Here is a 23,200-nt window from a genome sequence, read left to right on the forward strand (position 1 = left end):
TCGGGAGGATGTGATGAGATTGCTCGGGAAACTGGGACTCGCCGCTGTCGCATGCCTGCTTTGGGCCAATGTCGCGTCAGCCGACATCACGGTGAAATGGCTGCACATCGAGGTCAACCCGGCCCAGGTGAAGATCTGGGACGAGGTCGCCCGTGCCTATGAGGCAGCGCATCCGGGCGTCAAAATCGAGATGCAGTTCCTCGAGAACGAGGCCTACAAGGCCAAGCTGCCGACGATCCTGCAATCCAAGGATCGTCCGAACATCATCTACAGCTGGGCGGGCGGGGTCCTGAAGACCCAGATCGAGGCCGGCGTGCTCGACGACATCACCGATCAGGTGAAGGGTTACAGCGATAGCCTGACACCGGCGGCGCTCGCGGCCTTTACCAGCAATGGCAAGGTCTACGGCCTGCCGACCGCGCTGTCGCAAGTCGGCTTCCTCTGCAACAAGGAACTGATGGCGAAAGCGAAGGTCGATCCCGCCGCGATCAAGACCTGGGACGATCTGCTCGCCGCCGTGAAGACGCTGAAGGGCGCCGGCGTGACGCCGATCGTGGTCGGCGGCGCCGACAAATGGCCGCTGCATTTCTACTGGACGCATCTGGCGGTGCGCATCGGCGGCAAGGCCGCGTTCGACGCGGCGCTGCGCGGTGAGAATGGCGGTTTCGCCGGCGAGACCTTCCAGAAATCCGGTGAGCTGTTCAAGCAGCTCGTCGATCTCCAGCCCTTCCAGAACGGCTTCCTCGGCTTCAAGAATCCGCAGGCCGTCGGCTATTTCGGCGACGGAAAGGCCGCGATGACGCTCGCGATCTCGACCGTCTATCACCTACAGCGCGCGCTCGCGGCGGACAAGGTTGGTCTGGGCGATGACAAGATCTGCTGGTTCGACTTCCCGGTCGTCGCGGGCGGCAAGGGCGCGCCGACCGACACGCTCGGCGGCATCACCGGCTGGCTGGTCACCAAGGGTTCGCCGAAGGAGGCCGTCGATTTCCTGAAATACTTCGTCTCCAAGGAGGTGCAGACGCGGCTTGCGGCGGCCAATTTCATCATCCCGGTGGTGCAGGGTGCCGATGCCGGCCTCAACAATTCCTTCATGAAGCTGATCGCGGCCAATCTGGCGAAGTCAAACTACCACCAGAACTTCTACGACCAGAGCCTCGGCCCCTCGGTCGGCCGCGTCGTCAACGATGTCAGCGCGGAGATTGCGGGCGGCAGCATGGCCCCGCAGGACGCTGCGAAAGCGATCGAGGCGGCTTGGAAGCAGGGCAATTGATGTTGCAACGGCGCATCGCGAGCGCGTGGGCGATGGGCGTCGTGAAGCCGACGTCCTCGCCGCGTGCGGTTCGCGGCCCCACCTGGGACGGACGCTTCACCGTCCTGATCCTGTTCCTGCCGCCGGCGCTGCTGCTGTTCACGCTGTTCGTGGTGCTGCCGATCGGCGAGGCCGCCTGGTACTCGGCTTTCAACTGGAACGGGTTCGGCAAGCCGACGAACTGGATCGGCCTCGACAATTACCGCTTCGTGCTGGAGACCCGGGCCTTCTGGCTCGCGCTGCGCAACAACGGGCTGATCATCGCCGTTTCGCTCGCCGTCCAGCTGCCGCTTGCGCTCACGCTGGCCCTCATGCTCGCGGAACGCTTTCGCGAGGCTGTGGCGCTGCGCATGCTGTTCTTCATGCCCTACATCCTCGCCGAGATCGCGACCGGGCTGATCTTCAGCTTCGTCTATGACGGCGACTACGGCCTGGTTGCCTCGATCTGGCGCACGTTCGGCGCCGAGCCTCCGCATCTGCTGGCCTCGACCGACACGGCGATGCTGGCGGTGCTGATCGTGGTGGTCTGGAAATATTTCGGCTTCCACATGATGCTGTTCATCGCCGCGCTTCAAAGCCTCGACAAGAGCCTGGTCGAGGCCGCCCGGATCGACGGCGCGACGCGGACGCAGACACTGCGCCACGTCGTGGTCCCCTTGCTCTATCCGACCATCCGTCTGTCCGTGTTCTTTGCCATCATCGGCTCCTTGCAGCTGTTCGATCTCGTCATGCCGCTGACGCGCGGAGGGCCGGCCGATTCGTCGAACACGATGGTGAGCTTTCTCTACAACAATGGCATCTCGCGCATGCGGGTCGGCTATGGCAGCGCCATCGGCGTCATCCTGTTCGCGATCTGCGTGACCTTTGCCTTCACCTACAAGCGATGGTTCATGCGCGATGAGTAGTGCCGGGGCCAGAAGCGCATTCGATCCCGCCGGGCTGTTCAAGGCGCTGTTCCTCGGCCTGATCGCGATCTTTGTGCTGGTGCCGCTGCTTGCGACTCTGCTCGGCGGCTTCAAGTCGCTCGGCGAGCTTCGCGTCAATCCGTTCGGCCTGCCCAGGCATTGGGAGTGGCAGAACTACGCCGACATCCTGTTCTCGGCGCGCTACTGGCAGCTCCTGCGCAATTCGTTGGTCATCTCGACGCTGGCGGTGACGCTGACCCTGATCACGGCTTCGATGGCCGCGTTCACCTTTGCACACGTCAGGTTCTTCGGGAGTTCGATGCTGCTCAGCTATCTGACGCTGGGCCTGCTGTTTCCCGCTGCGACCGCCGTGCTGCCTCTGTTCATCAAGGTGCGGGATCTCGGCCTGCTCGATACCTATTTCGGCGTCGCGCTGCCGCAGGTGGCGTTCAGCCTCGCCATGAGCGTGCTGCTGCTGCGCCGCTTCTTCAAGGACATTCCGTATGAGCTGCTCGAGGCCGCGCTGGTCGACGGCTGCAGCTACGTCAAGTTCTTCCGCTATGTGACGTTGCCCTTGTCGCGTCCGATCCTGGCGACTGTCGGTACCATCACCTTCGTCAACAGCTGGAACGCCTATCTGCTGCCGCTGGTGATGTTGAACACCGATGCGCTGTATCCTTGGCCGCTCGGCATCATGGTCTACCAGGGCGAATACTCGTCCGAATGGCACCTGATCCTGGCCTTCATCACGCTCACCATCCTGCCCACGATCATTCTGTTCCTGCTGGCGCAGAAGCACATCGTGGCCGGTCTCACCGCAGGCGCGGTCAAGGGATGAGCCATATCGGGAGATCACAATGAGAAAAGTCGGCATCGGAATCATCGGCTGCGGTGTGATCAGCACCGCCTATCTCAAGGCGGCTCAGCGCTTTCCGGACATGGAGGTCAGGGCGCTCGCCGACATGCGCAGCGAGGTTGCCGAGCGCCAGGGAGCGGCATTCGGTCTGCCGGCGATGCGGGTCGACCAATTGCTGAAGCGCGACGATGTCGAGATCGTCGTCAATCTCACGGTGCCGCTCGCCCACACCGATGTCAGCCTGGCGGTGCTGAACGCCGGCAAGCACGTGCATTCGGAGAAGCCGCTCGGCATCAACGTCGCCGAAGCGCGCAAGGTGATGGAGCTTGCCTCACAGAAGAATCTGCGCGTCGGCTGCGCACCCGATACGTTCCTTGGCGGCGGCCATCAGACCGCGCGCAAGCTGATCGACGACGGCGTGATCGGCACGCCCGTCGGGGGCAGCGCATTCTTCGGCTGCCCCGGCCACGAGCGCTGGCACCCGGCACCCGGCTTCTACTACCTGCGTGGCGGCGGGCCGATGCTCGACATGGGGCCGTACTACATCACCGATCTCGTGCAATTGCTCGGTCCGGTCGCCAGCGTGATGGGCTCGACCGCGCGTCCGAAGGCCGAGCGTCTCGTCACCAGCCAGCCGATGAACGGCGCGCTGATTCCGGTCGAGGTCGCGACCCATGTCGCGGGGACGCTGGAGTTCGAAAGTGGCGCGGTCGTGTCGATCACGATGAGCTTCGATGTGCCGAAGCATCGGCATGCGCCGATTGAGATCTACGGCGACAAGGGCAGCATGCTGGTGCCCGACCCAAATCGCTTCGGCGGTGAGGTTCAGGTGGCGAAGACCGGCGGCGAATGGGAAGCGATGCCGCTGACGCACGGTCACGTCGAGGGCGAGTTCCGCTCGATCGGCGTCGCCGACATGGCTGGCGCGGGCCTGAACGACCGGCCGCATCGTGCCAGCGGCGCGCTGGCCTTCCACGTGCTGGAGGTGATGGAGGCGTTCCAGACCTCCGCCGACGAGGGCCGCCGCGTCAAGATCGAGAGCCGCGTCGAGCGGCCGGCGATGCTGCCGGCCGGGCGCGAAACCGGACAGATCGACTGAGGGAACGACCATGCGCAAGGCAATGATTGTATGGGGTGGCTGGCCGGGGCACGACCCCGATCTCTGCGCTTCGATGATCCGTGGCTGGCTGAGGGCGGAGGGCTTCGAGGTGCGGGTCGAAACCACGACGGCAGCGTTCGCCGATCCCGCGATTCACGATCTGTCGCTGATCATACCGATCTACACGATGTCGAAGATCGAGAAGGCGGAAGCGCTCAATCTCTGCGATGCGGTGCGCAATGGAGTCGGACTTGCCGGCCATCATGGCGGCATGTGCGATGCCTTCCGCGAGTCGGTCGATTACCAGTTCCTGTGCGGCGGGCAATGGGTCGCCCATCCCGGCAACATCATCGACTACAAGGTCGACTTGACGAAACCGGATGATCCCATCATGACGGGTCTGAAGAGCTTCGAGCATCGGTCAGAGCAATATTACATGCATGTCGACCCCGCCAACGAGGTCTTGGCAACCACGACTTTCACCGGCGAGCACGCGCCCTGGATCGACGGCGTGGTGATGCCTGTGGTGTGGAAGAAGCGCTATGGCGCCGGGAGGGTGTTCTATTCCTCGCTGGGCCACCGCGCCTACGAGCTCGACGTCCCGGAGATCCGGACGCTGATGACCCGCGGCATGCTGTGGGCCGCGCGCGAATGACTGAAGGCGCGCCCCAGCCGGTGCTTCGAGCCACGCTCGAGGACGTCGCGCGCGCGGCCGGCGTTTCACTCGCCACCGTCGATCGCGTCGTCAACCGGCGCGAGGGTGTTCGCGCCAAGACCGTCGCGCGGGTCGAGGCCGCGGTGGCCAAACTCGGCTATCGCGCCGATGTTGCGGCGGCGCGGCTCGCCCGCGGACAGACGTTCCGCTTCGCCTTCGTGCTGCCGACGGGCAGCAACAGCTTCATGACCAACCTGACCGAGCAGGTGGCTCGCACCGCCGACTGGCTCGCCGGCCAGCGCGGCTTCATCGATATCCACCATGTCGACGTGTTCGACCCCGATGTGCTCGCCGGTGCGCTGGAGAACCTCTCGCCGGCCTATCAGGGCGTCGCCGTCATCGCGCTCGATCATCCCAGGGTTCGCGCCGCGATCGACGAGCTCGTCGGGCGCGGGATTGCGGTGGTGACGCTCGTGTCGGACGCGCCAAGCTCGTCCCGGGTGCGCTATGTCGGGATCGACAATCCGGCCGCGGGCCGCACCGCGGCCACGCTGATGGGGCGCTTCCTTGCCGGGCGCGAGGGCACCGTCGCGGTGATTGCGGGATCGTTGTCGCTGCGCGATCACACCGAACGGCAGTTCGGCTTCCACCAGATCCTGTCCAGCGAATATTCGAACCTGTCCACGCTCCCGGTCATCGAGGGCCGCGACGATAGTGGTCGCACGCGAAAGCTCACGGCCGCGCTGCTCGCCCGTCATGCGGACCTGCGCGGCATCTATTGCTGCGGCGCCGGAAACCGCGGTATCGCCGATGCGCTCGAGGCTTCGGGCCGCGCGCGCGAGGTGGTCTGGATCACCCATGAGCTGACCGAGCACACCAGGCGATTCCTGGTTCGCGGCACGCTCGACGCCGTCATCAACCAGGACGCCGGCCATGAGGCGCGGTCTGCGGCGCGAATCCTGCTCGCGCACTGTTCGGGCGAGCCGATCAGCCCGGACCAGGAGCGCATCCGCATCGACATCTTCCTCCGGGACAACCTGCCGTAATTCCGAGTGTCGTTGCCGAGGCACCCTTCGCAAGTCGGCGTCACGTCTACGGCTGCGGCATGAATCTGGCCGCGCCAGCGTCTTGACACCACAACGCGCCTGAATATTTTCGACGCCGGAAGAAGCTTCTTCCGGCACCGCAAAATTGAAAAGGACCCGTGAAAGACCGTCAGGAGTGACGATGATGCTCGATCTGGATTTCGCCCGCATCCGCGCGCACCGCAACAACCTCTCCCGCTACCGACGCCTGCTGAAGACCCGGTTGTCGGACCTCGAGCGCCGATTCATTGAACGACGCCTCGCCGAGGAGCAGGCCGCGCTCGAAGCTCTCGCCGCTGATGCCGTCCCGGCCGCGTTCACCCTTCCCAACACGCCATTGTTGCCCACAGAAGCGGGAGCGGAACGATGAGCGACGTCCGCGACCTCCTCATCCGCGGCAGCGAGAAGGTGATCGGGCATTATCGCGTGCTGCTCGCCGGCGCCAAGAGCGAGGCCGAACGTGAACTCTATCGCGCCCGGATCGCGCGCGAGCAGCGCCTGCTCGATACGCTCCAGCACGGCTTCCTGGATCGATCGGCGGCGTGAATGGATGGCGTTGCCGAGATCTTCTGCGGATATCGCTGGGGGACGAACGCGTGCATCTTAAAGCATAGTTTCCGGCCGTCGAATTTTTCCGCCGGTCACGCTGCACCGCTCCACCCGGGCGGGTGCCGCTCGCGATCAAAAATTTTTGCCCAGCCCTCTTGAACGGAAATCGGCCTGTTCCTAGGTCGTTTTCCGCCCGGGGGCCGGTTCCGGACCCGGATTTTGGACATCGCTGAACCTATTCAAGGAGGATGTGCATGCATTTCCGCCCGTTGCACGACCGTGTGCTCGTGCGCCGCATCGATGCCGAGGAGAAGACCGCCGGCGGCATCATCATTCCCGACACTGCTAAGGAGAAGCCGCAGCAGGGCGAGATTATCGCCGTGGGGCCAGGCGGGCGTAACGAGCAGGGCCAGCTCGTGCCGCTCGACATCAAGATCGGCGACCGGGTGCTGTTCGGAAAGTGGTCGGGCACCGAGGTCAAGATCGAGGGCGAGGAGCTCTTGATCATGAAGGAAAGCGATCTTCTCGGCGTGGTCGAACAGGCCGGCACGCTGAAGAAGGCGGCCTAACTGACAGTCATCGAACGGAAAGGAGTTTGAAACATGGCTGCCAAAGACGTGAAGTTCGCGACCGAGGCCCGCGAGCGCATGCTGCGGGGCGTCGACACACTGGCCAATGCGGTGAAGGTCACGCTCGGTCCCAAGGGACGCAACGTCGTCATCGAGAAATCGTTCGGCGCGCCGCGCATCACCAAGGACGGCGTCACCGTCGCCAAGGAGATCGAGCTGGAGGACAAGTTCGAGAACATGGGCGCGCAGATGGTGCGCGAGGTCGCCTCGAAGACCAATGATCTCGCCGGGGACGGCACCACCACGGCGACCGTGCTGGCGCAGGCCATCGTCAAGGAAGGCGCCAAGTCCGTCGCAGCCGGCATGAACCCGATGGACCTCAAGCGCGGCATCGATCTTGCCGTGGACGCGATCGTGGCTCACCTCAAGTCGCATGCCAAGAAGGTCACCTCCAACGACGAGATCGCACAGGTCGGCACCATCTCCGCCAATGGCGATACCGAGATCGGCCGTTTCCTGGCCGAGGCCATGCAGAAGGTCGGCAACGAGGGCGTCATCACGGTCGAGGAGGCCAAAAGCTTGCACACCGAGCTGGAGGTGGTCGAGGGCATGCAGTTCGACCGCGGCTATGTCTCGCCCTATTTCGTCACCAATGCGGAGAAGATGCGGGTCGAGCTCGAGGACCCCTATGTGCTGATCCACGAGAAGAAGCTGTCGGGCCTGCAAACGATGTTGCCGCTGCTCGAACAGGTCGTGCAATCCGGCAAGCCGCTTCTCATCATTGCGGAGGAAGTCGAAGGCGAGGCGCTGGCCACGCTTGTGGTCAACCGCCTGCGCGGTGGCCTGAAGGTTGCCGCGGTCAAGGCGCCCGGCTTTGGCGATCGCCGCAAGGCGATGCTCGAAGACATCGCGATCCTCACCGGCGGCACGGTGATCTCCGAAGATCTCGGCATCAAGCTCGAGAACGTCACCGTGAAGATGCTGGGCCGCGCCAAGAAGGTGGTGATCGACAAGGAGAACACCACGATCGTCGACGGAGCCGGCGCCAAGAAGGACATCGAGGCGCGTAGCCAGCAGATCAGGGCGCAGATCGAGGAGACGACCTCGGACTACGACCGCGAGAAGCTGCAGGAGCGTCTGGCCAAGCTCGCCGGCGGCGTCGCGGTGATCCGGGTCGGCGGCGCGACCGAGGTCGAGGTCAAGGAACGCAAGGACCGCGTGGACGACGCCCTGCATGCGACGCGGGCTGCCGTCGAGGAAGGCATTCTGCCCGGCGGCGGCGTGGCGCTGTTGCGCGCCCTCAAGGCGCTCGATGGCGTCAAGACCGCCAACGCCGACCAGAAGGCGGGCGTCGACATCGTGCGTCGCGCGATCCAGGTGCCGGCCCGGCAGATCGTGCAGAACGCGGGCGAGGACGGCTCGGTCGTCGTCGGCAAACTCCTCGAGAACGAGACCTACACGTGGGGCTTCAACGCGGCGACGGGCGAGTACCAGGACATGGTCCAGGCCGGCGTCATCGATCCTGCCAAGGTGGTGCGTACCGCTTTGCAGGACGCAGCTTCGGTGGCATCGCTGCTGATCACGACCGAAGCGCTGGTGGCTGACAAGCCGAAGAAGGCGGAAGCGGCAACCGCTCCTGCGATGGACTTCTGAGATGAACGAGCCCGGCGCTGCCGCCGGGCTCGTTTTCACTGAGTGTTGTCACGATCACTGGATCTGTTTTCGAACGATTGGAGGATGAGATGATCAAGCATCGTACTTTCTCCGCTCGCGCGGAGAACACGCGGTACCTCGCCGCCCTGGCCGTTGCCGCCAGCCTCTCTCTGGTACCCGCTGCGGGCCATGGCGCCGAGAGTGCCGGCTCTGGAGCCAACGCAGCAGACACTTTCGAGCGGTTGACGTTGCCGCCGATTCCGTACCTGGACACGATGCCGTGGTCGAACTGGGAGCGGACCAATGCCACCATGAAGGTGGATACGCTGCTGTCGCCGGTGCTCGGGCCATCGGGTATCCGTCTCGATGCGCCCCCGCACGACCAGGCCCGGCCACAACCTGCCATGAGCTGAGGCGTCGGAGCGGCCGCAGGGCCGCTCCACTGTCGACGCACCTGCGCTGCCGAAACGGGCGAGTCGAGGCGCGAGCAACGCAGCAACGCGGCGGCCCGCCGCACATTGCTCCTGCAGCATAGCTTCGCAGTCGGCCGCACGCGCAAGTGAAAGGAGGATGATGAGAGATGAGAGGCGTCGTTGTTGCAGTTGCCTTGTTGGGAATGGTGAACGTCCTCCAGGCCAAGGAGACGGACCTTCCGCACGGGGACGTACGGAGCTCGGCCGTGTCCACGCGGCAACTTGCGACCAGCTCCACTGCAGTCTCGCGCAGCGATACCGAGAAGCCGCGCCGCAATGGGCGCCGGAGCCCCGACTTTTCCGCCGAGCGCATTGTCCCTGACATCTGCACCGGGTGCTGATCGGCCTTGTGGCCGATCAGCAGTCTTGGTCCTCACTGGCTCAAGGCGGTGGCGCCGGAAGCCGGTTCGGTCAAGAGGGAGTAGACCTTCGCCTTGATCCGTTGCAGCGCGCGCTGCTCGATCTGCCGGATTCGCTCGCGCGAGATGCCGAACTGGCCGGCAAGCTCCTCCAGCGTCTTTTGCGGCTCGTCCAGATATCGGGCCCTGACGATGCTGTGCTCGCGCGGCGACAGCGCAGCAAGCGCCTCGGCGAGGGCGGTCCTCTCTCGTTCACGATCGCTCGCCTCCAGCAGCAGGTTCTCGGGATCGGGGGAAGGATCCACGAGTCGATCCTGCCACTCGTCTCCCTCGGTATCCGCGCTGAGCGGCATGTTGAGGGAGATGTCGCCGCGCAGCCTGCCGTCCATCTCGGTCACGTCGCCTTCTCTCACCTTGAGGCTGCCGGCGATCTGCTTGAGCTGATCGGCACGCAGATCGCCATCCTCCGGGACGCCGAGCCTGCTCTTCAGCCTACGGAGATTGAAGAACAGCTTTTTCTGCGCCGCGGTGGTGCCGAGCTTGACGAGCGACCATGATCTGAGGATGTATTCCTGCACGGCCGCCTTGATCCACCAATTCGCATAGGTCGCGAGCCGAAAGCCTTTCTCCGGATCGAACCGCTTGACAGCCAGCATCAGCCCGACATTGGCCTCGGAGATGAGGTCGGCGATGGCGAGTCCGTAGCGGCGATATTGAAGCGCGATTTTTGCCGCCAACCGCAGATGACTGGTCACCAGCCGGTAGGCCGCCTCGGGATCGCCGCGATCACGCAGGCGGCGCGCATATTCGATTTCCTCTGGCGCCTCGAGCAACGGAAATCGATGGATCTCGTTCAGATAGCGGGACAGCCCGCGTTCGGAATGGATCGCGGGAAGCGACGAGACGGGCAGCATCGCTCACTCCTCGCTCATATCATGTGCGCAGAGCCGGCGCGCCCTGCTGCTTGAGGCGCCGGGCGCGGCGACGCTCGCAGGCCGCGCAGTTTGGGCACAGATCTTTCTCATGTCCAAATCCTCCAGAGAGCAAGATGGTCAGAACCGCCGATCGCCTGATCCACTGAGCCCAATGAGGCGCCCAGACGCGCTCAGGCCGGCGGTGCCTCTAGAATTTGAAAGCGGGCTGAATGTTCCGGCGTGAACGAGAGGCGAGAATTTCTGAGGCGCCACACGCTTACGGCGTCGGCGAAGGCTTCTGCGGAAGGCCGTCCCTTGAACCGCGACGTCTTCATTCTACCTCTGGTCCATGCAGGCGGCGGTCTTGGGGGCAAGCAGTGAGCGGCCAGACAGCACTCAAGCTTGGTTCGTGGGATGGATAATTTTCGTGATCTCGTCAGCGCGGTCCTCGCGCTGTTCTGCGCCGGCGTGATGTTGGTGGCCGGTCACCTCTGGATTGAATGGCGCGCCAGGCATGCCGATCAGGACATAGGAGTGGAGGCGCCCAAGAGCGAAGACTTGCCTTTGCCGCTGATCTCGAACGGTTCGCCTTCGAACAGGAAAGTGATCGAGCTTCCGGCGGACCTCAGGAAGAGGCGGGCCGCATAGAGGCCGATCTTGCGCCCAAGGTCGAACGGCGCCCGGTCGCATCGCTCGCAATCGCGCGGTGTCATTCAGCGATAAGGCCCGGCTGCAGGCCGGGCCTTCCCCAGCTCACCACCAGTAGGGGTAGGCCGCTGGATAATAGCGGACGGTCCGATAATATCGGGGTCCGTAGTAATATGCCGGCGGACCATAGACCGGCTCGTAGTAGACCGGCGGTGCCGTCGCGGCAGCCAGCGCGCCTGTGAACAGACCCAGGGCAACTGCCGGACCGATGCCCGGACCACCCCAGTGATGATAACCTCGCCAGTGGGCCGAAGCCGGCGCAATCGTTCCGATGAGGAGCGTTGCTGCCGCGAGAACTGCAAGAGCAAGCTTTCTCATGTCATTTTCCTCGAACTTGTGCCCGCGCAAGCTGCGGGCCTTACTAACCTCTGCATCAGTGTTGATCGCCGAACCCGTAAAGGTCCGGCTGGTTTGAACTTAGAATTGGTCGCGACGACTTCAAGCCTCCGCGCTTGGCCCGGTGCGTGCCTCACGCATCGGCATTTTGCCGCGGGCGGTGTGTCGCAGCGGCCACAGCCGATCCTTTTCCGCGGGTTGTAACCGGCTTGGCGCTCGCGCGCCCTTGCGAAGGCCGCCGTGGTTCCAACATAGGCACGGACCACGCACCGGCGGGCGGTGCGGTGGCGGCGGTACGGCTGCCGACAGCGAGTGACCAAAAATGCGCGTATTCGTTCGAATCGCGGTCCTTCTATCTGCCATCTGGTGCCTTGCCGGTCCGAGCGCAGTCTCGGCCCACGCCATCATCGTGTCGTCTGCGCCGGAGGCCGGTGCGACCGTATCCGGAGAGGCGGTCGCGATCCGCCTCAAGTTCAACAGTCGGATCGATCACGCCCATTCCAAGCTGACGCTGCTGGCTCCGAACGGCGCCGCACAGGCGCTGACGTCTGCAGCCGATGCGCCGGTCGACGAGCTCAAGGCCGAGGCGGCGCGGCTCTCCAGCGGCGCATGGCGCCTGCGCTGGCAGGTGCTGAGCGTCGACGGACACATCACGCGCGGCGACATTCCGTTCATCGTTCACTGACCTGACCTTGTACCTGTTTCTCGACATATTCGGCTATCTGTCGGTCGTCCTGCGCGGCCTGATCCTGATCACGCAATCCGTCACGCTCGGCGGTCTCGCCTTTCAGATGCTTTTGTGGGGTCCGTTGCAGCCGCGGCTCTCCGTGTTCGGCCTCACGATCGAGGAGAGATGCCTGAGGGTGCTGAAGGTCAGCGCCTTCGCATGGGCACTGCTCACCATGGCCTCGCTGGGTCTCAATGCCGCCGCGCTGGTGGGAACGCTTCAGGTGCCCTGGGGCGAGGCGATCGGTGCCGATTTCGGCCGGGCCGACCTCGTCATTGCGGCGAGCGCATTCGGCCTCGCCGTGCTTGCCGATGGTCGCGCGCAGGGCCTGCGAGCCCTGGCGCTTCTCGCGCTCGCACTGCTCGCGCTCGCGATGCAGACCAGGCTCACCCACGCGGCGAGCCGGCCGGATCTCAGCTGGCCGCTGCTCTTGGCCGATGCCGGCCACATGCTGGGTGCCGCGATCTGGATCGGCGGGCTTCCCTATTTTCTGATCGCGTTGAACGGCTGCAAGGTGCCCTCCGACTGGCGCCTCATCGCACGGCGCTATTCGCTGATGTCCATGGCCGCAGTTGCGGCGATCGTCGCCGGCGGCCTCGTCATGGCTCTCAATTACATCGGCTCGATCGGGGCGATTTACGGCACCGCCTATGGCGTCATGACGCTTGCCAAGATCGGATTGCTGCTGATGCTGCTCGCGCTTGGCGCGGGCAATTATCTCCTGGTCGAGCGGCTGCGGCGCGATCCCGCGACGCCGATCCTCCGCCTCAAGCGCTTCGCCGAGGTCGAGGTCGGCATCGGCCTCACCGTTCTGCTCGCCGCTGCGTCGCTGACCTCATTGCCGCCGGGCGTCGATCTGTCGCGCGACCGGTTGAGCTGGCAGGAGATTGTCGAGCGCGCCACACCGCAATGGCCGCCGCGCCTGACCAGCCCGGACTACGACAAGCTGACCATCGCGCAGCTCCAGGCCAGAATCACTTTGGCCGATGCCGGGCGCAGCAGCGCGCCGTCCGCCTATGTTCCCGGCGAAGGCACGATCCTGCCGCGCAACGCCGAGGACATCGCCTGGTCCGAATATAATCACCACTGGGCCGGAATCTTCGTGGTGCTGATCGGGCTGCTCGCCCTGATCGAGCGTTTTCGCTGGGGCCGTTGGGCGAGGCACTGGCCGCTGCTGTTTCTCGGCATGGCGGCCTTCCTGTTCCTGCGCGCCGACGAGCAGGCATGGCCGCTGGGGCCGGCCGGATTCTTCGAATCGCTGCGCGACCCCGAGGTGGCGCAGCATCGCATCTTCGTGCTGCTGATCGCGGTGTTCGGCCTGTTCGAATGGCGCGTTCGGCTGCGCGGCGACAAGGCCGGACGCGCGGCGCTGGTGTTTCCCCTGACCACCGCGCTCGGCGGCGCGCTCCTGCTCACGCATTCCCACGCCATCGCCAACATCAAGGACCAGCTCCTGATCGAGATGAGCCACACCCCCCTCGCGTTGTGCGGGATCGCCGCGGGCTGGGCGCGCTGGCTCGAATTGCGGCTCGACGGCCGCGTCCGCAACGTCGCGGCGTGGATCTGGCCCGTCGCCTTCATCCTGGTCGGCCTCATCCTGCTCGACTACCGCGAAGCCTGAGCGCCTACCGGAAAAGTGCGAAGCGATTTTCCGGAGTGATCATGCGCAGACAACAATCTGAAGCGCGATGATGATTACCCAAATCTCATCGCACTTTAGCGCAACGCCTCCGAGAGCTTGTGCATCACCCGGTCGAGCACCTTCACCTCCTCACCGGTCAGCACGCTGAGCAGCTCCGTCTCCCGCGTCAGCGCGTAAGGCACGATCTTGCGATAGAGCGCGCGGCCGGCCGGCGTCAGCGCGACGATCAGCTCGCGCCGGTCGTCGGGATGGTGCTTGCGGCTCCCGATGCCGCGCGCCTCCAGTCCCTGGACGGCGCGGCTGACCTGCATCTTGTCGAGCGTCGTCAGCGGACCGATCTCCTTGGTCGGAATTTCCGCACGGGCGCCGAGAATGGCAAGCACGCGCCATTCCTGACGGCTCAGCGCAAAGCGCTCGGAATAGACCTCGGCAATTGCCAGCGACACCTGCTCGGCGAGGCGCGCCAGCCGGTACGGAAAATATTGCTGCAGGTCGAGCTCCCGACCGTCTTGCGCCGTGACGCGCTCGGTCGCCTTCCTGCGCCGCACCGCATCCGAACGTCCCATCACGCGATGTCCGCCCCCGCCACCCAGCAGATTCTTCCGAAGCCGGTTGATCCAGATCAAATTCAAGTAATAGTAACATCTGATACCAATTTCGCAACCGCAAGTCCAGGGAGCGAAACATCATGAAGATCGAGAAGATCCACCACGTCGCCTATCGCTGCGTCGACGCCAAGGCCACCGTCGAGTTCTACAAGAAGGTCATGAACATGGATCTCCTCGGCGCCATTGCCGAGGACCGGGTGCCGTCGACCAAGGCGCCGGATCCCTACATGCACATCTTCCTCGATGCCGGGAACGGCAACATCCTCGCCTTTTTCGAGCTGCCGAACTCGCCGCCGATGGGCCGCGATCCCAACACGCCGGACTGGACCCAGCACATCGCCTTCCAGGTCAAGGACCTCGCCGAGCTCGAAGAGGCCAAGGCGCGCGCGGAAGCCGCCGGTCTCGACGTCGTCGGCATCACCGATCACACCATCTTCAAATCGATCTATTTCCGCGATCCCAGCGGCCATCGCCTGGAGATAGCGGCCTGGACCGCCACGCCCGAGCAGATCGACCGCATGAAGTCGGTCGCGCACGAGATGGTCGAGGAATGGTCGCGCACCAAGCGTCCGCCGCGCCACACTGCCTGGATGCACGAGAAGGAATTCGCGGACGCACATTGATCCTACGCCCGTGCATCAGGAAGCGAACATGACGAGCTACATCTATCCGAAGTTCGGCTATCGGCGCTCCCAGAAGCAGGCCGATGGTATCGTGAAGCGGCATCCGATCGTGGTGATCGGCGCAGGTCCCATCGGCCTCACCGCGGCGCTCGATTGCGCGGCACGCGGCCAGCCGGTCGTGGTGCTCGACGACAACGACACCGTCTCGATCGGCTCCCGCGCGGTCTGCTACGCCAAGCGGCCACTGGAGATCTGGGACCGCCTCGGTTGCGCGGCGCCGATGGTCGAGCGCGGCGTCAGCTGGAATGTCGGGAAGGTGTTCTTCCAGGACCAGATGTCCTACCAGTTCGATCTGTTGCCGGAGGCCGATCACCAATGGCCGGCCATGATCAATCTGCAGCAATATCATCTGGAAGAGATGCTGGTCGCCCGATGCAGGGCCAATCCGCTGATCGAGCTGCGCTGGAAGCACCGTCTCATCAGCCTCAAGCAGGCCGCCGACCATGCGACACTGGCGGTGGAAACGCCCGACGGCATCTTCGCCATGGAGGCGCAATGGGTGATCGCCTGTGACGGGGCCAACTCCGACGTGCGCAAGATGGTGGGCGCCGAGTTCACGGGACAATTCTTCCAGGACCGCTTCCTGATCGCCGACGTTGCCATGAAGGCGGATTTCCCAACCGAGCGCTGGTTCTGGTTCGATCCGCCGTTCCACCCGGGCCAGTCCGTGCTGCTGCACCGGCAGGCCGACAACATCTGGCGCATCGACTTCCAACTCGGCTGGGAGGCCAATCCCGAGGAGGAAAAGCGGCCCGAGCGGGTGATCCCGCGCATCCGCGCCATGCTCGGCGAGGACACCGAGTTCACGCTCGAATGGGTCTCGATCTATCAGTTCGCCTGCCGGCGCATCGACAATTTCCGGCAAGGCAGGGTGCTGTTCGCCGGCGACGCCGCGCATCAGGTCTCGCCGTTCGGCGCGCGCGGTGCCAATACCGGCGTCCAGGACATCGACAATCTCGCCTGGAAGCTCGCGATGGTGCTGCGCGGCGAAGCCTCGGAAGCCCTGCTCGACAGCTATCACGAGGAGCGGGCCTATGCCGCGGACGACAATATTCTGAACTCGACGCGGGCCACCGACTTCATCACGCCGAAGACGAAGCGGAGCCGCTATTTCCGTGACGCGGTGCTGGAGCTCGCCCGGCATCACGGCTTTGCACGTCCGCTGGTCAACAGCGGCCGGCTCTCGACGCCGACCCCTTACGTCACCTCGGCCCTCAACACGCCCGACCATGCTGCGGTGCCGGGCGCCATGCGGCCGGGAACGAATGCGGCCGATGCGCCGATTGCGGTGGATGGCGCGCCGTCCTGGTTCCTGCATTGTCTCGGCGATGGCTTCACGGTCGTCGCCTTCGGCAAGGTGAGCGACAAGACCGAGATCGCGGTGGGACCGTTCGCGGCCAAGCTCATTCTGGTCGGCCGCGACATCGAGGATCCCACGGGTCTGCTCGCGCAACGCTACGGCGCCTCGCCCGGGACCACCTATTTGTTCCGCCCCGATCAATATGTCGCCGCGCGCTGGAGCGGTTTCGACGAGGCCAAGATCACCCAGGCGGCGCTGCGGGCCGCCGGCCACGACACCGTCGACCGGACGGAGCTTGCGGCATGATGCTCAACCTGTCACCGAACATCGCCGATCCCGACGATTTCTACGCCGAGCTGATCAACAGCCAGCGCGATCTCGACGAGGAACAAGCGCTGCGCATGAACGCCCGGCTGATCCTGTTGCTCGCCAATCACATCGGCGACCGCAAGGTGCTCACCGAGGCAATCGGCTGCGCCCGCACCGGCTAACGTACGGGACCATCGGCCCCTTATCAGCAAAGGCGGCCGCGCGTAGGCCGCTGGCAGCGCTGACGGAGGTTCCGGTTGCGCGATCTTGCAGGCTGAATTCGGCGCCAAGGCGTCGAAACGGCATGGGCATAAGCCGCTTTGTTGACTTGGCTCAAGGTAAAATCGATGAAGTTCGACAACCTCCTTGGGCCCATACCCGGGCCGGAGGAAGTGCCATGCTAGGTCGAACCGTTGCTGCAGCGTTGCTGTTCGCCATCTTGGGCCAGCCAGCTTTGGCTCAATCGCCGGCGGATCATCAAGGCCATCATCCCGGACAGGAGCAGGCGCCGGCGTCGCCGCAGTCGAGTTCTCCTGCCAATCCGTCCGCCGAGCGCCAGAGTCCGATGCCCGGTGGAGACATGATGGGAATGATGGGGCGCGGAATGATGGGACAAGGAATGAAGGGACACGGCGCGATGGGCGGTGACGCCAAGGAGCCGCCGGTCGTCTTCCGCATCATCTTCGCGCTGATGGATGCCGACGGTGACGGCACAGTCTCGTTGCCCGAGTTTCAGGGCGCCCACGAACGCCTGTTCAAGGCAATGGATCGCGACAAGGACGGCAAGCTCACTTTCGAAGAGATGATGACGTTCATGCACGGCAGCAAGAGCTCCGTCCCGCAGCAATAGCGGGTGGAAGCCGAAGGGCGGGCGCGCCAAGCCATGTCGTTTGATCGGGTCTTGCGATGGGCATTGGTTGCGATCGCAATCGCAGGATTGACTGCGGGGTCTCTCGCGCGGGCCGCGGGGCGGCCCGATCTGGCCGACGTCGCGTGGGCGCTCGGCACCGTGCCCGTCATTGCAGGGTTGGCGGTCTCGATCGTCCAGGATCTGCTGAGGGGCCGCGTCGGGGTGGACGCGATCGCGCTGCTGTCGATGAGCGCGGCTTTGGCGCTCGGACAGCCGCTCGCAGGGGCTGTGGTCGCGCTGATGTATTCCGGCGGCAACGTGCTGGAGGAGATCGCGATCGCTCGGGCAGAGCATGACCTACGATCCCTGGTTGATCGGGCGCCGCGGCAGGTCCATCGCAAATCGAGCGAGCGGATCGAGGATGTTCCGATCGAGGAGGTGGCGGCCGGCGACGAGCTTCTGGTGCAGGCGGGCGAGATCGTGCCGGTCGACGGTGTCGTTGCGTCGGCCTTCGCTGCGATCGACGAGTCCGCCGTTACCGGCGAACCGATTCCGGTGGAGAAGACGCGCGGAAGCGCTGTTCTTTCCGGTTCTCTGAACGCGGGTGAGACCTTCCAATTGACCGTGACCGCGGCAGCCAGCGAGAGCACCTATGCCGGCATTGTGCGCATGGTGACTGCGGCGCAAACCGCGAGAGCTCCCTTCGTGCGGCTGGCCGACCGCTATGCGCTGATCTTTCTGCCGGTGACACTCGTCATCTCCTACGTGGCATGGCTCATCTCCGGCGACGTGACCCGCAGCCTTGCGGTGCTGGTGGCGGCGACACCGTGCCCGTTGATTCTGGCCGCGCCCGTCGCCTTCATCGCCGGAGTGGCGCAAGCGGCCCGCCGCGGGATCCTGGTCAAGGGCGGCAAGGCGCTGGAGGCGTTGGCCCGCGCTCACACCGTGCTGTTCGACAAAACCGGCACCCTGACGGTGGGCGGGGCGCGCTTGCTGTCCGTCGAAGTCGCGCCGGGCAAGGATCCACATGAGGTCCTCACGCTCGGCGCGTCGCTCGAGCAGGCTTCGCACCACGTGCTGGCGAAGGCCGTCGTCGCTGCGGCCCTTGCCGAGGGGCTGAAGCTGAAGCCGCCGGAACATGTCAAGGAGACCATGGGGGCGGGCCGCAGCGGCCAGATCGACGGACGCCACGTCATGGCCGGCTCGCGAGAGATGCTGCTCGCACGAGCCGAGCTCTCGTCCTGGGAGTTGCGCGCGATTCGACGTGCCTCGTGGCGCTCGGCGCTGATCGTCTTCGTCGCGGTGGACGGCCGTCCCATCGGTGCGTTGCTGCTGGCAGACGAATTGCGCGCGGATACGCCGCGCGCGATCCGGCTGCTGCGCGATGCCGGCATTGCGCGCATGGTGATGGTCACGGGTGATCGCGCCGCAGCGGCGCAGGCCATCGGAGCGGCGCTCGATCTCGATGCCGTGCTGGCCGATCGCGTTCCCTCAGACAAGGTCGAAGCGGTACGTAGTGAACAGCGGCTGCATCCGACCGTCATGGTCGGCGACGGCATCAATGATGCCCCGGCGTTGGCCGTGGCTGACACGGGGGTCGCGCTCGGCGCGCGCGGTGCAAGCGCCTCCTCCGAGGCGGCTGATGTGGTGATTCTCACCGATCGGCTGGATCGGGTCGGCGAAGCGATCGTCATCGCGCAGCGCGCGCGGCGCATTGCCCTGCAAAGCATCTTCGTCGGGATGGGGTTGTCACTGGCGGCAATGGCCGCTGCCAGCCTTGGCTGGCTCGATCCCGTCCCCGCCGCGATCGTTCAGGAGGTGATCGACGTCGCCGTCATCCTGAACGCGCTGCGAGCGCTCAATCCGCCACTCGCCAGGAGCGGTCCGCGCCTCACCGCGGAGCAGGGGCTGAGTTTGCATCATGATCATCAGGCTCTGCTCAGGGATCTCGGCCGCTTGCGCCAGATCGTCGACGCGCTGGACGATGCAGGCGCCGAAGCCGCCGCTGCGTTGATTGGCGAGGCGGATCGACTGGTTCAGGGCAGCGTCGTGATGCACGAACGCGAAGATGAGGACAGCGTCTATCCGAAGCTCACGGAGGTGCTGCGCGACCGCCACGGACTCGCTGCCATGAGCCGTGCGCATCGCGAGATACTCCATCTAGCCCGGCTGCTCGCCCGGATCGCGGAGGATCTGCCGTCGGAGAAGATCGACCGCTACCTCATTCGCGACGCTCAGCGCGTGATCGAGGCGATCGAAACGTTGGTGCGCATGCACACGGCCCAGGAGGAGGATATCTACGAGGCGGTTGCCGCGTAGGCGATAGCCGTCCCCTGCGCTGGGATTGCGCTTCCCAACTTGCCCTGGCGGCCAGTCCCTGTAATCTGCAACAAACGACAGGGAAGGGTTCGATGGGAGGAGTTTTGGAGGGCGTGCGCGTGCTCGATTTCGGGCGCTATATCGCAGGGCCCTATTGCGCGACCTTGCTGGCCGAATTCGGCGCCGAGGTCATTCGCGTCGAGAAGCGCGACGGCAGCGAGGATCGCTTCGTGGCCCCGGTCGGTGAAGGCGGCGAGGGCGCGCTGTTCCTCCAGGTCAACCGCAACAAGAAGTGCGTCACGCTCGATCCGATGAAGCCGGACGGGCAGGAGGTGATGCGCCGCCTGATCGCGACCGCCGACGTCGTCGTCGCCAATCTGCCTCCGCAGACCCTGCGCGCCATGAAGCTCGACTATGAATCCCTGAAGGCGATCAAGCCCGACATCATCCTGACCACGGCCACCGCGTTCGGCGGGCCGGGACCGTGGTCCGACCGCGTCGGCTTCGACGGCGTCGGACAGGTCATGTCGGGATCTGTGTACATGCCCGGCGCCGGCGACCCGCCGTACCGCGCCGCGGTGAACTGGGTCGATTTCGGCACCGCGCTGCATTGCGCATTCGGAACGCTTGCCGCGTTGATCGAGCGCGGCAAATCCGGGCGCGGCCAGATCGTCGAGGGCGCGCTGCTCGCGACCGCACTGTCGTTCACCAATGCGACGCTCATCGAGCAGGCCGTCATCAACGTCAACCGTGTTCCGACCGGCAATCTCGGCCAGACCGCAGCGCCCGCCGACATCTACCGCACCAAGGACGGCTGGGTGCTGTGCCAGGTCACCGGCCATCCGCTGTTCAAGCGCTGGGGGCGGCTGATGGGCGAGGAGGAGGTGTGGCTGAACGATCCGCGCTTTGCCGACGACATCAGCCGCGGCAACAACGGCCGTATCATCAGCGAGCGGATGGCGCGCTGGTGCGCCGAGCGTACCACGCAGGAGGCCGTCGATGCGCTGGGCCAGGCCATGATTCCGACCGGGCCCGTGCTCTCGCCGCAACAGGCGCTGGATCATCCGCACATCCGCGCCGCCGGCTTCATGCAGGACGTCGACTATCCGGGACTGCCGAAACCGGCACCGGTGACACGGGCTGCGGTCCGGCTCTCGGAAACGCCGGGCGAGATCGCGCGCCGCCCGCCGACGCTCGGTGAGCACACCGATCTTGTCCTCGCCGAGCTCGGCTATGATGCGGCCGCGATCGCGGCGCTGCGGCAGAGCGGTGTCATCTAGTGTTCCGTGACAGCGATGTCGTCATTCCGCACTGCGCTTCCAGGCACCGGTGCCCAATCGTCCCGTGATCATTGCCAGCGTGTCGTGGACTTCATAGGCGCCGCCATCGTTGTAGCCTGACAAGCCCCGGATGGCATGCAGGCTCCAGCGGCCATTCGCGGCCATGATCGTGCCCTCGTGGGCGCGAGCCGCACGCGGCGGTTCGGCCCGGAACCTGTAGGTGCCGTTGGCCATGATCTGCCAGATCCAGCGCGATTGTTCGTGGCCGCTCGGCACCATGATCTCCCAGGTGCCCACCAGTGCAGGGTCGATTGCCGCTGCCGCCGGCAGGCGCGACGGTGGCGGTGGGGAGGACCCCGGCGCGAGCGCGGTCGTTGACGCCGCTGCCTCGACACCGTTCGACGGTTCGCCGGCAAGATAGATTGCCTTGCGGGACAACGAACCGTAGACGAAGGGTTGCTGCTCGTTGCCGGTGGCTTCCATCACATCGTCGCGGACGTTGCGGAACATGAAGGTAACCTCGACGCCGGGCGTCTCGATGTTGCGCAGGAGCGCCGCCGCGAACGGACTGTTGCGGCCGTCGCCGTCGAGCGCCGTGGTGCCGTCGCGGGCTGCATAGGCGACCAGAACGTTACCGACGGGCTCGATGCGGCCGAGCCCGGCGCGCGGTCCCGCGCGCGTGGCGATCGAGCGGTTCATCTTCGCGGCAAACGGATTGTTGCGGCAGGCGTCGAGGATGACGAGGCCAAGGCTCCTGGTGTCGGACACCTGCAACATCACGCTCTGCATGCTGATGGCTTCGTTGGCTGCATCCGTGTCCCGCTTCAGCTCGGCGTCGATCGGAATCAGCCAGTTTTCGCCGTTGATCTCCATGCCATGGCCAGCGAAGTACACGCTTGCCATGTCGACGCCGGCGGCTTCGCGCCCAAATGCGATCAGCCCGCGACGCATTTCGTCGAATCCGGCATTGGTCATCAGGTGAACTGCGAAGCCGAGCCGCTGCAACGCCGCGGCGATATCGCCGGCGTCGTTGGGTGGGTTGAGCAGCCTCGGCACGTTGCGATAGGCGCCGTTGCCAATGACCAGCGCGACCCGCTTGCCTTCTGCCGCGGCGTTGCCGGGTGCAAGGCCTGCGAGCGCGGTCGCGAAGGTCAGTCCCGAAACAAACTTGCGTCGGTCCATTGGGATCTCGCCTGCCTGAACGAAATCCATCGTACAGCAACCGACCGGGAGTCGCCACGGGGGTGTGGCGAAAGCCAGCAGTCGCGCCCTACAGCAGCTGCTTCAGCGCCAGCGCGTCGGCGGGCGCCGCGCTCTTCTGGTCGTTGTCGAAATAGACATAGACGTCGCAGCCCTGCCGCTTCCAGGACTTGATGCGCTTTGCCCATTGCGCCAGCGTGGCCTTGGTATAGTGCCCGTGATAGCGCCCGCTCGGACCGTGCCCGCGCACATAGACGAAATCCGCCGTGCGCTTCCACGGCGCCGGCGCGTCGTGATGGTCGGACAGGCACAGCGAGATGTTCTCGTCAGCCAGCATCCGCAGGATGCGCGGCTGATACCAGCTCGGATGACGGAATTCGAAACTGTAACGCCGTTTCCGCGACAGCAGCTTGAAGAACGAGGCGAGGCGGTCGGCATTCGCCTCGAATTGCGGCGGGAGCTGGAACAGGATCGGGCCGGCCTTGCCGCCGAGCCGCGAGATGCGGTCCTCCAGCAGCTCGAGGCTGTTGACCGAGCGCTCCGACAGGCGCTTCCAGTGCGTGATGAATTTCGACGCCTTCCAGGCGAAGACGAAATCGCGGCCGGTCTGCTCGCGCCAGCCCTTCACCGCTTCGGGCGTCGGCGTGCGGTAAAACACGCCGTTCAGCTCCGTGGTGTCGAACTGTCCGGCATAGTAGCTGAGCTGCTGCTTCAGCGTCACGCCTTCTGGAAAGAACGGGCCGCGCCAGGAGGCGTAATGCCAGCCGGAAGTTCCGATCAGAACGCGCGCCATCGACGTGCCATCTCCC

25 protein-coding genes are annotated in these 23,200 nt (G+C 65.0%); 20 read left to right on the forward strand and 5 right to left on the reverse strand.

Annotation, left to right across the window (positions count from 1 at the left end; genetic code table 11):
* Positions 1-13 precede the first annotated feature (13 nt).
* The 11 genes from X268_RS07250 (at position 14) to X268_RS07300 (ending at position 9,096) form a co-directional block, all read left to right on the forward strand.
* Positions 14-1,273 (forward strand): extracellular solute-binding protein, encoded by a 1,260-nt coding sequence (locus X268_RS07250; protein ID WP_128924292.1) that lies wholly within the window; start codon positions 14-16, stop codon positions 1,271-1,273.
* 2 nt (positions 1,274-1,275) lie between these two features.
* Entirely contained in the window at positions 1,276-2,217 is a 942-nt protein-coding gene (locus X268_RS07255) for a carbohydrate ABC transporter permease (RefSeq protein ID WP_128929177.1), read from the forward strand.
* Positions 2,210-3,055, forward strand: coding sequence for a carbohydrate ABC transporter permease (locus X268_RS07260; RefSeq protein ID WP_128924293.1), 846 nt, complete (start codon positions 2,210-2,212; stop codon positions 3,053-3,055). Before X268_RS07255 ends, X268_RS07260 begins: the two co-directional genes overlap by 8 nt.
* Before the next feature lie 19 nt (positions 3,056-3,074).
* Positions 3,075-4,172 (forward strand): Gfo/Idh/MocA family protein, encoded by a 1,098-nt coding sequence (locus X268_RS07265; RefSeq protein WP_128924294.1) that lies wholly within the window; start codon positions 3,075-3,077, stop codon positions 4,170-4,172.
* Between the two features lie 10 nt (positions 4,173-4,182).
* On the forward strand, positions 4,183-4,827 hold the full coding sequence (locus tag X268_RS07270; protein ID WP_128924295.1) for a ThuA domain-containing protein: 645 nt from the start codon (positions 4,183-4,185) through the stop codon (positions 4,825-4,827).
* Positions 4,824-5,873: a LacI family DNA-binding transcriptional regulator gene (locus X268_RS07275; RefSeq protein WP_128924296.1), complete on the forward strand. Its 1,050-nt coding sequence runs from the start codon at positions 4,824-4,826 to the stop codon at positions 5,871-5,873. Before X268_RS07270 ends, X268_RS07275 begins: the two co-directional genes overlap by 4 nt.
* A 181-nt stretch (positions 5,874-6,054) precedes the next feature.
* Positions 6,055-6,282, forward strand: a complete 228-nt coding sequence (locus X268_RS07280) for a hypothetical protein (protein WP_430648281.1) — start codon at positions 6,055-6,057, stop codon at positions 6,280-6,282.
* Positions 6,279-6,458, forward strand: a complete 180-nt coding sequence (locus tag X268_RS07285) for a hypothetical protein (protein ID WP_128924297.1) — start codon at positions 6,279-6,281, stop codon at positions 6,456-6,458. Before X268_RS07280 ends, X268_RS07285 begins: the two co-directional genes overlap by 4 nt.
* A 257-nt stretch (positions 6,459-6,715) precedes the next feature.
* Positions 6,716-7,030 carry a co-chaperone GroES gene (gene groES / locus X268_RS07290; RefSeq protein ID WP_128924298.1) on the forward strand — a complete coding sequence of 105 codons (315 nt, stop codon included), beginning with the start codon at positions 6,716-6,718 and terminating at the stop codon, positions 7,028-7,030.
* A gap of 33 nt (positions 7,031-7,063) precedes the next feature.
* Positions 7,064-8,683, forward strand: a complete 1,620-nt coding sequence (gene groL / locus X268_RS07295) for a chaperonin GroEL (RefSeq protein WP_128924299.1) — start codon at positions 7,064-7,066, stop codon at positions 8,681-8,683.
* An 89-nt stretch (positions 8,684-8,772) separates the two neighbouring features.
* Positions 8,773-9,096, forward strand: coding sequence for a hypothetical protein (locus X268_RS07300; RefSeq protein WP_128924300.1), 324 nt, complete (start codon positions 8,773-8,775; stop codon positions 9,094-9,096).
* 433 nt (positions 9,097-9,529) lie between these two features.
* On the opposite strand, the gene rpoH is transcribed toward X268_RS07300, so the two are convergent.
* Positions 9,530-10,429, reverse strand: a complete 900-nt coding sequence (gene rpoH / locus X268_RS07305; protein WP_128924301.1) for an RNA polymerase sigma factor RpoH — start codon at positions 10,427-10,429, stop codon at positions 9,530-9,532.
* 414 nt (positions 10,430-10,843) lie between these two features.
* Here rpoH and X268_RS07310 point away from each other — a divergent pair, with 414 nt between their 5' ends.
* Positions 10,844-11,077 (forward strand): hypothetical protein, encoded by a 234-nt coding sequence (locus tag X268_RS07310; protein WP_128924302.1) that lies wholly within the window; start codon positions 10,844-10,846, stop codon positions 11,075-11,077.
* A 105-nt stretch (positions 11,078-11,182) separates the two neighbouring features.
* Here the strand turns inward: X268_RS07310 and X268_RS07315 are convergent, their stop codons facing one another.
* Positions 11,183-11,455: a hypothetical protein gene (locus X268_RS07315; RefSeq protein WP_128924303.1), complete on the reverse strand. Its 273-nt coding sequence runs from the start codon at positions 11,453-11,455 to the stop codon at positions 11,183-11,185.
* Positions 11,456-11,795: 340 nt separating this feature from the next.
* Between X268_RS07315 and X268_RS07320 the strand changes: the two genes are divergently transcribed.
* Together X268_RS07320 and X268_RS07325 are read left to right on the forward strand one after the other, a co-directional pair.
* On the forward strand, positions 11,796-12,158 hold the full coding sequence (locus X268_RS07320; protein WP_128924304.1) for a copper resistance CopC family protein: 363 nt from the start codon (positions 11,796-11,798) through the stop codon (positions 12,156-12,158).
* A gap of 7 nt (positions 12,159-12,165) precedes the next feature.
* Positions 12,166-13,821, forward strand: coding sequence for a CopD family protein (locus X268_RS07325; RefSeq protein ID WP_128924305.1), 1,656 nt, complete (start codon positions 12,166-12,168; stop codon positions 13,819-13,821).
* A gap of 95 nt (positions 13,822-13,916) precedes the next feature.
* Here X268_RS07325 and X268_RS07330 read toward each other — a convergent pair whose 3' ends face one another.
* On the reverse strand, positions 13,917-14,408 hold the full coding sequence (locus tag X268_RS07330; protein ID WP_128924306.1) for a MarR family winged helix-turn-helix transcriptional regulator: 492 nt from the start codon (positions 14,406-14,408) through the stop codon (positions 13,917-13,919).
* A 122-nt stretch (positions 14,409-14,530) separates the two neighbouring features.
* On the opposite strand from X268_RS07330, the gene X268_RS07335 reads away from it, so the two are divergent.
* From X268_RS07335 to X268_RS07360, 6 genes are all read left to right on the forward strand, one after another.
* Entirely contained in the window at positions 14,531-15,073 is a 543-nt protein-coding gene (locus X268_RS07335; RefSeq protein WP_128924307.1) for a VOC family protein, read from the forward strand.
* A gap of 28 nt (positions 15,074-15,101) precedes the next feature.
* A complete protein-coding gene (locus X268_RS07340) occupies positions 15,102-16,739 on the forward strand; it encodes an FAD-dependent oxidoreductase (RefSeq protein WP_128924308.1) in 1,638 nt (545 codons plus the stop codon).
* The gene (locus tag X268_RS07345; protein WP_128924309.1) at positions 16,736-16,924 is read left to right on the forward strand and encodes a DUF2783 domain-containing protein; all 189 of its coding nucleotides are present in this window, start codon (positions 16,736-16,738) and stop codon (positions 16,922-16,924) included. Before X268_RS07340 ends, X268_RS07345 begins: the two co-directional genes overlap by 4 nt.
* Positions 16,925-17,046: 122 nt before the next feature.
* Complete coding sequence (locus X268_RS07350; RefSeq protein WP_430648283.1) at positions 17,047-17,592, forward strand: EF-hand domain-containing protein; 546 nt, start codon at positions 17,047-17,049, stop codon at positions 17,590-17,592.
* A gap of 33 nt (positions 17,593-17,625) precedes the next feature.
* Positions 17,626-19,911 (forward strand): heavy metal translocating P-type ATPase, encoded by a 2,286-nt coding sequence (locus X268_RS07355; RefSeq protein WP_128929180.1) that lies wholly within the window; start codon positions 17,626-17,628, stop codon positions 19,909-19,911.
* Between the two features lie 92 nt (positions 19,912-20,003).
* A complete protein-coding gene (locus X268_RS07360) occupies positions 20,004-21,191 on the forward strand; it encodes a CaiB/BaiF CoA transferase family protein (RefSeq protein ID WP_128924310.1) in 1,188 nt (395 codons plus the stop codon).
* 21 nt (positions 21,192-21,212) lie between these two features.
* Here X268_RS07360 and X268_RS07365 read toward each other — a convergent pair whose 3' ends face one another.
* Positions 21,213-22,373, reverse strand: a complete 1,161-nt coding sequence (locus tag X268_RS07365; RefSeq protein WP_164937593.1) for a caspase family protein — start codon at positions 22,371-22,373, stop codon at positions 21,213-21,215.
* 88 nt (positions 22,374-22,461) lie between these two features.
* Positions 22,462-23,184, reverse strand: a complete 723-nt coding sequence (locus X268_RS07370) for a DUF72 domain-containing protein (RefSeq protein WP_128924312.1) — start codon at positions 23,182-23,184, stop codon at positions 22,462-22,464.
* Between the last annotated feature and the right edge of the window lie 16 nt (positions 23,185-23,200).

It is taken from the genome of Bradyrhizobium guangxiense (assembly GCF_004114915.1).
Taxonomy (GTDB): Bacteria; Pseudomonadota; Alphaproteobacteria; order Rhizobiales; family Xanthobacteraceae; genus Bradyrhizobium; species Bradyrhizobium guangxiense.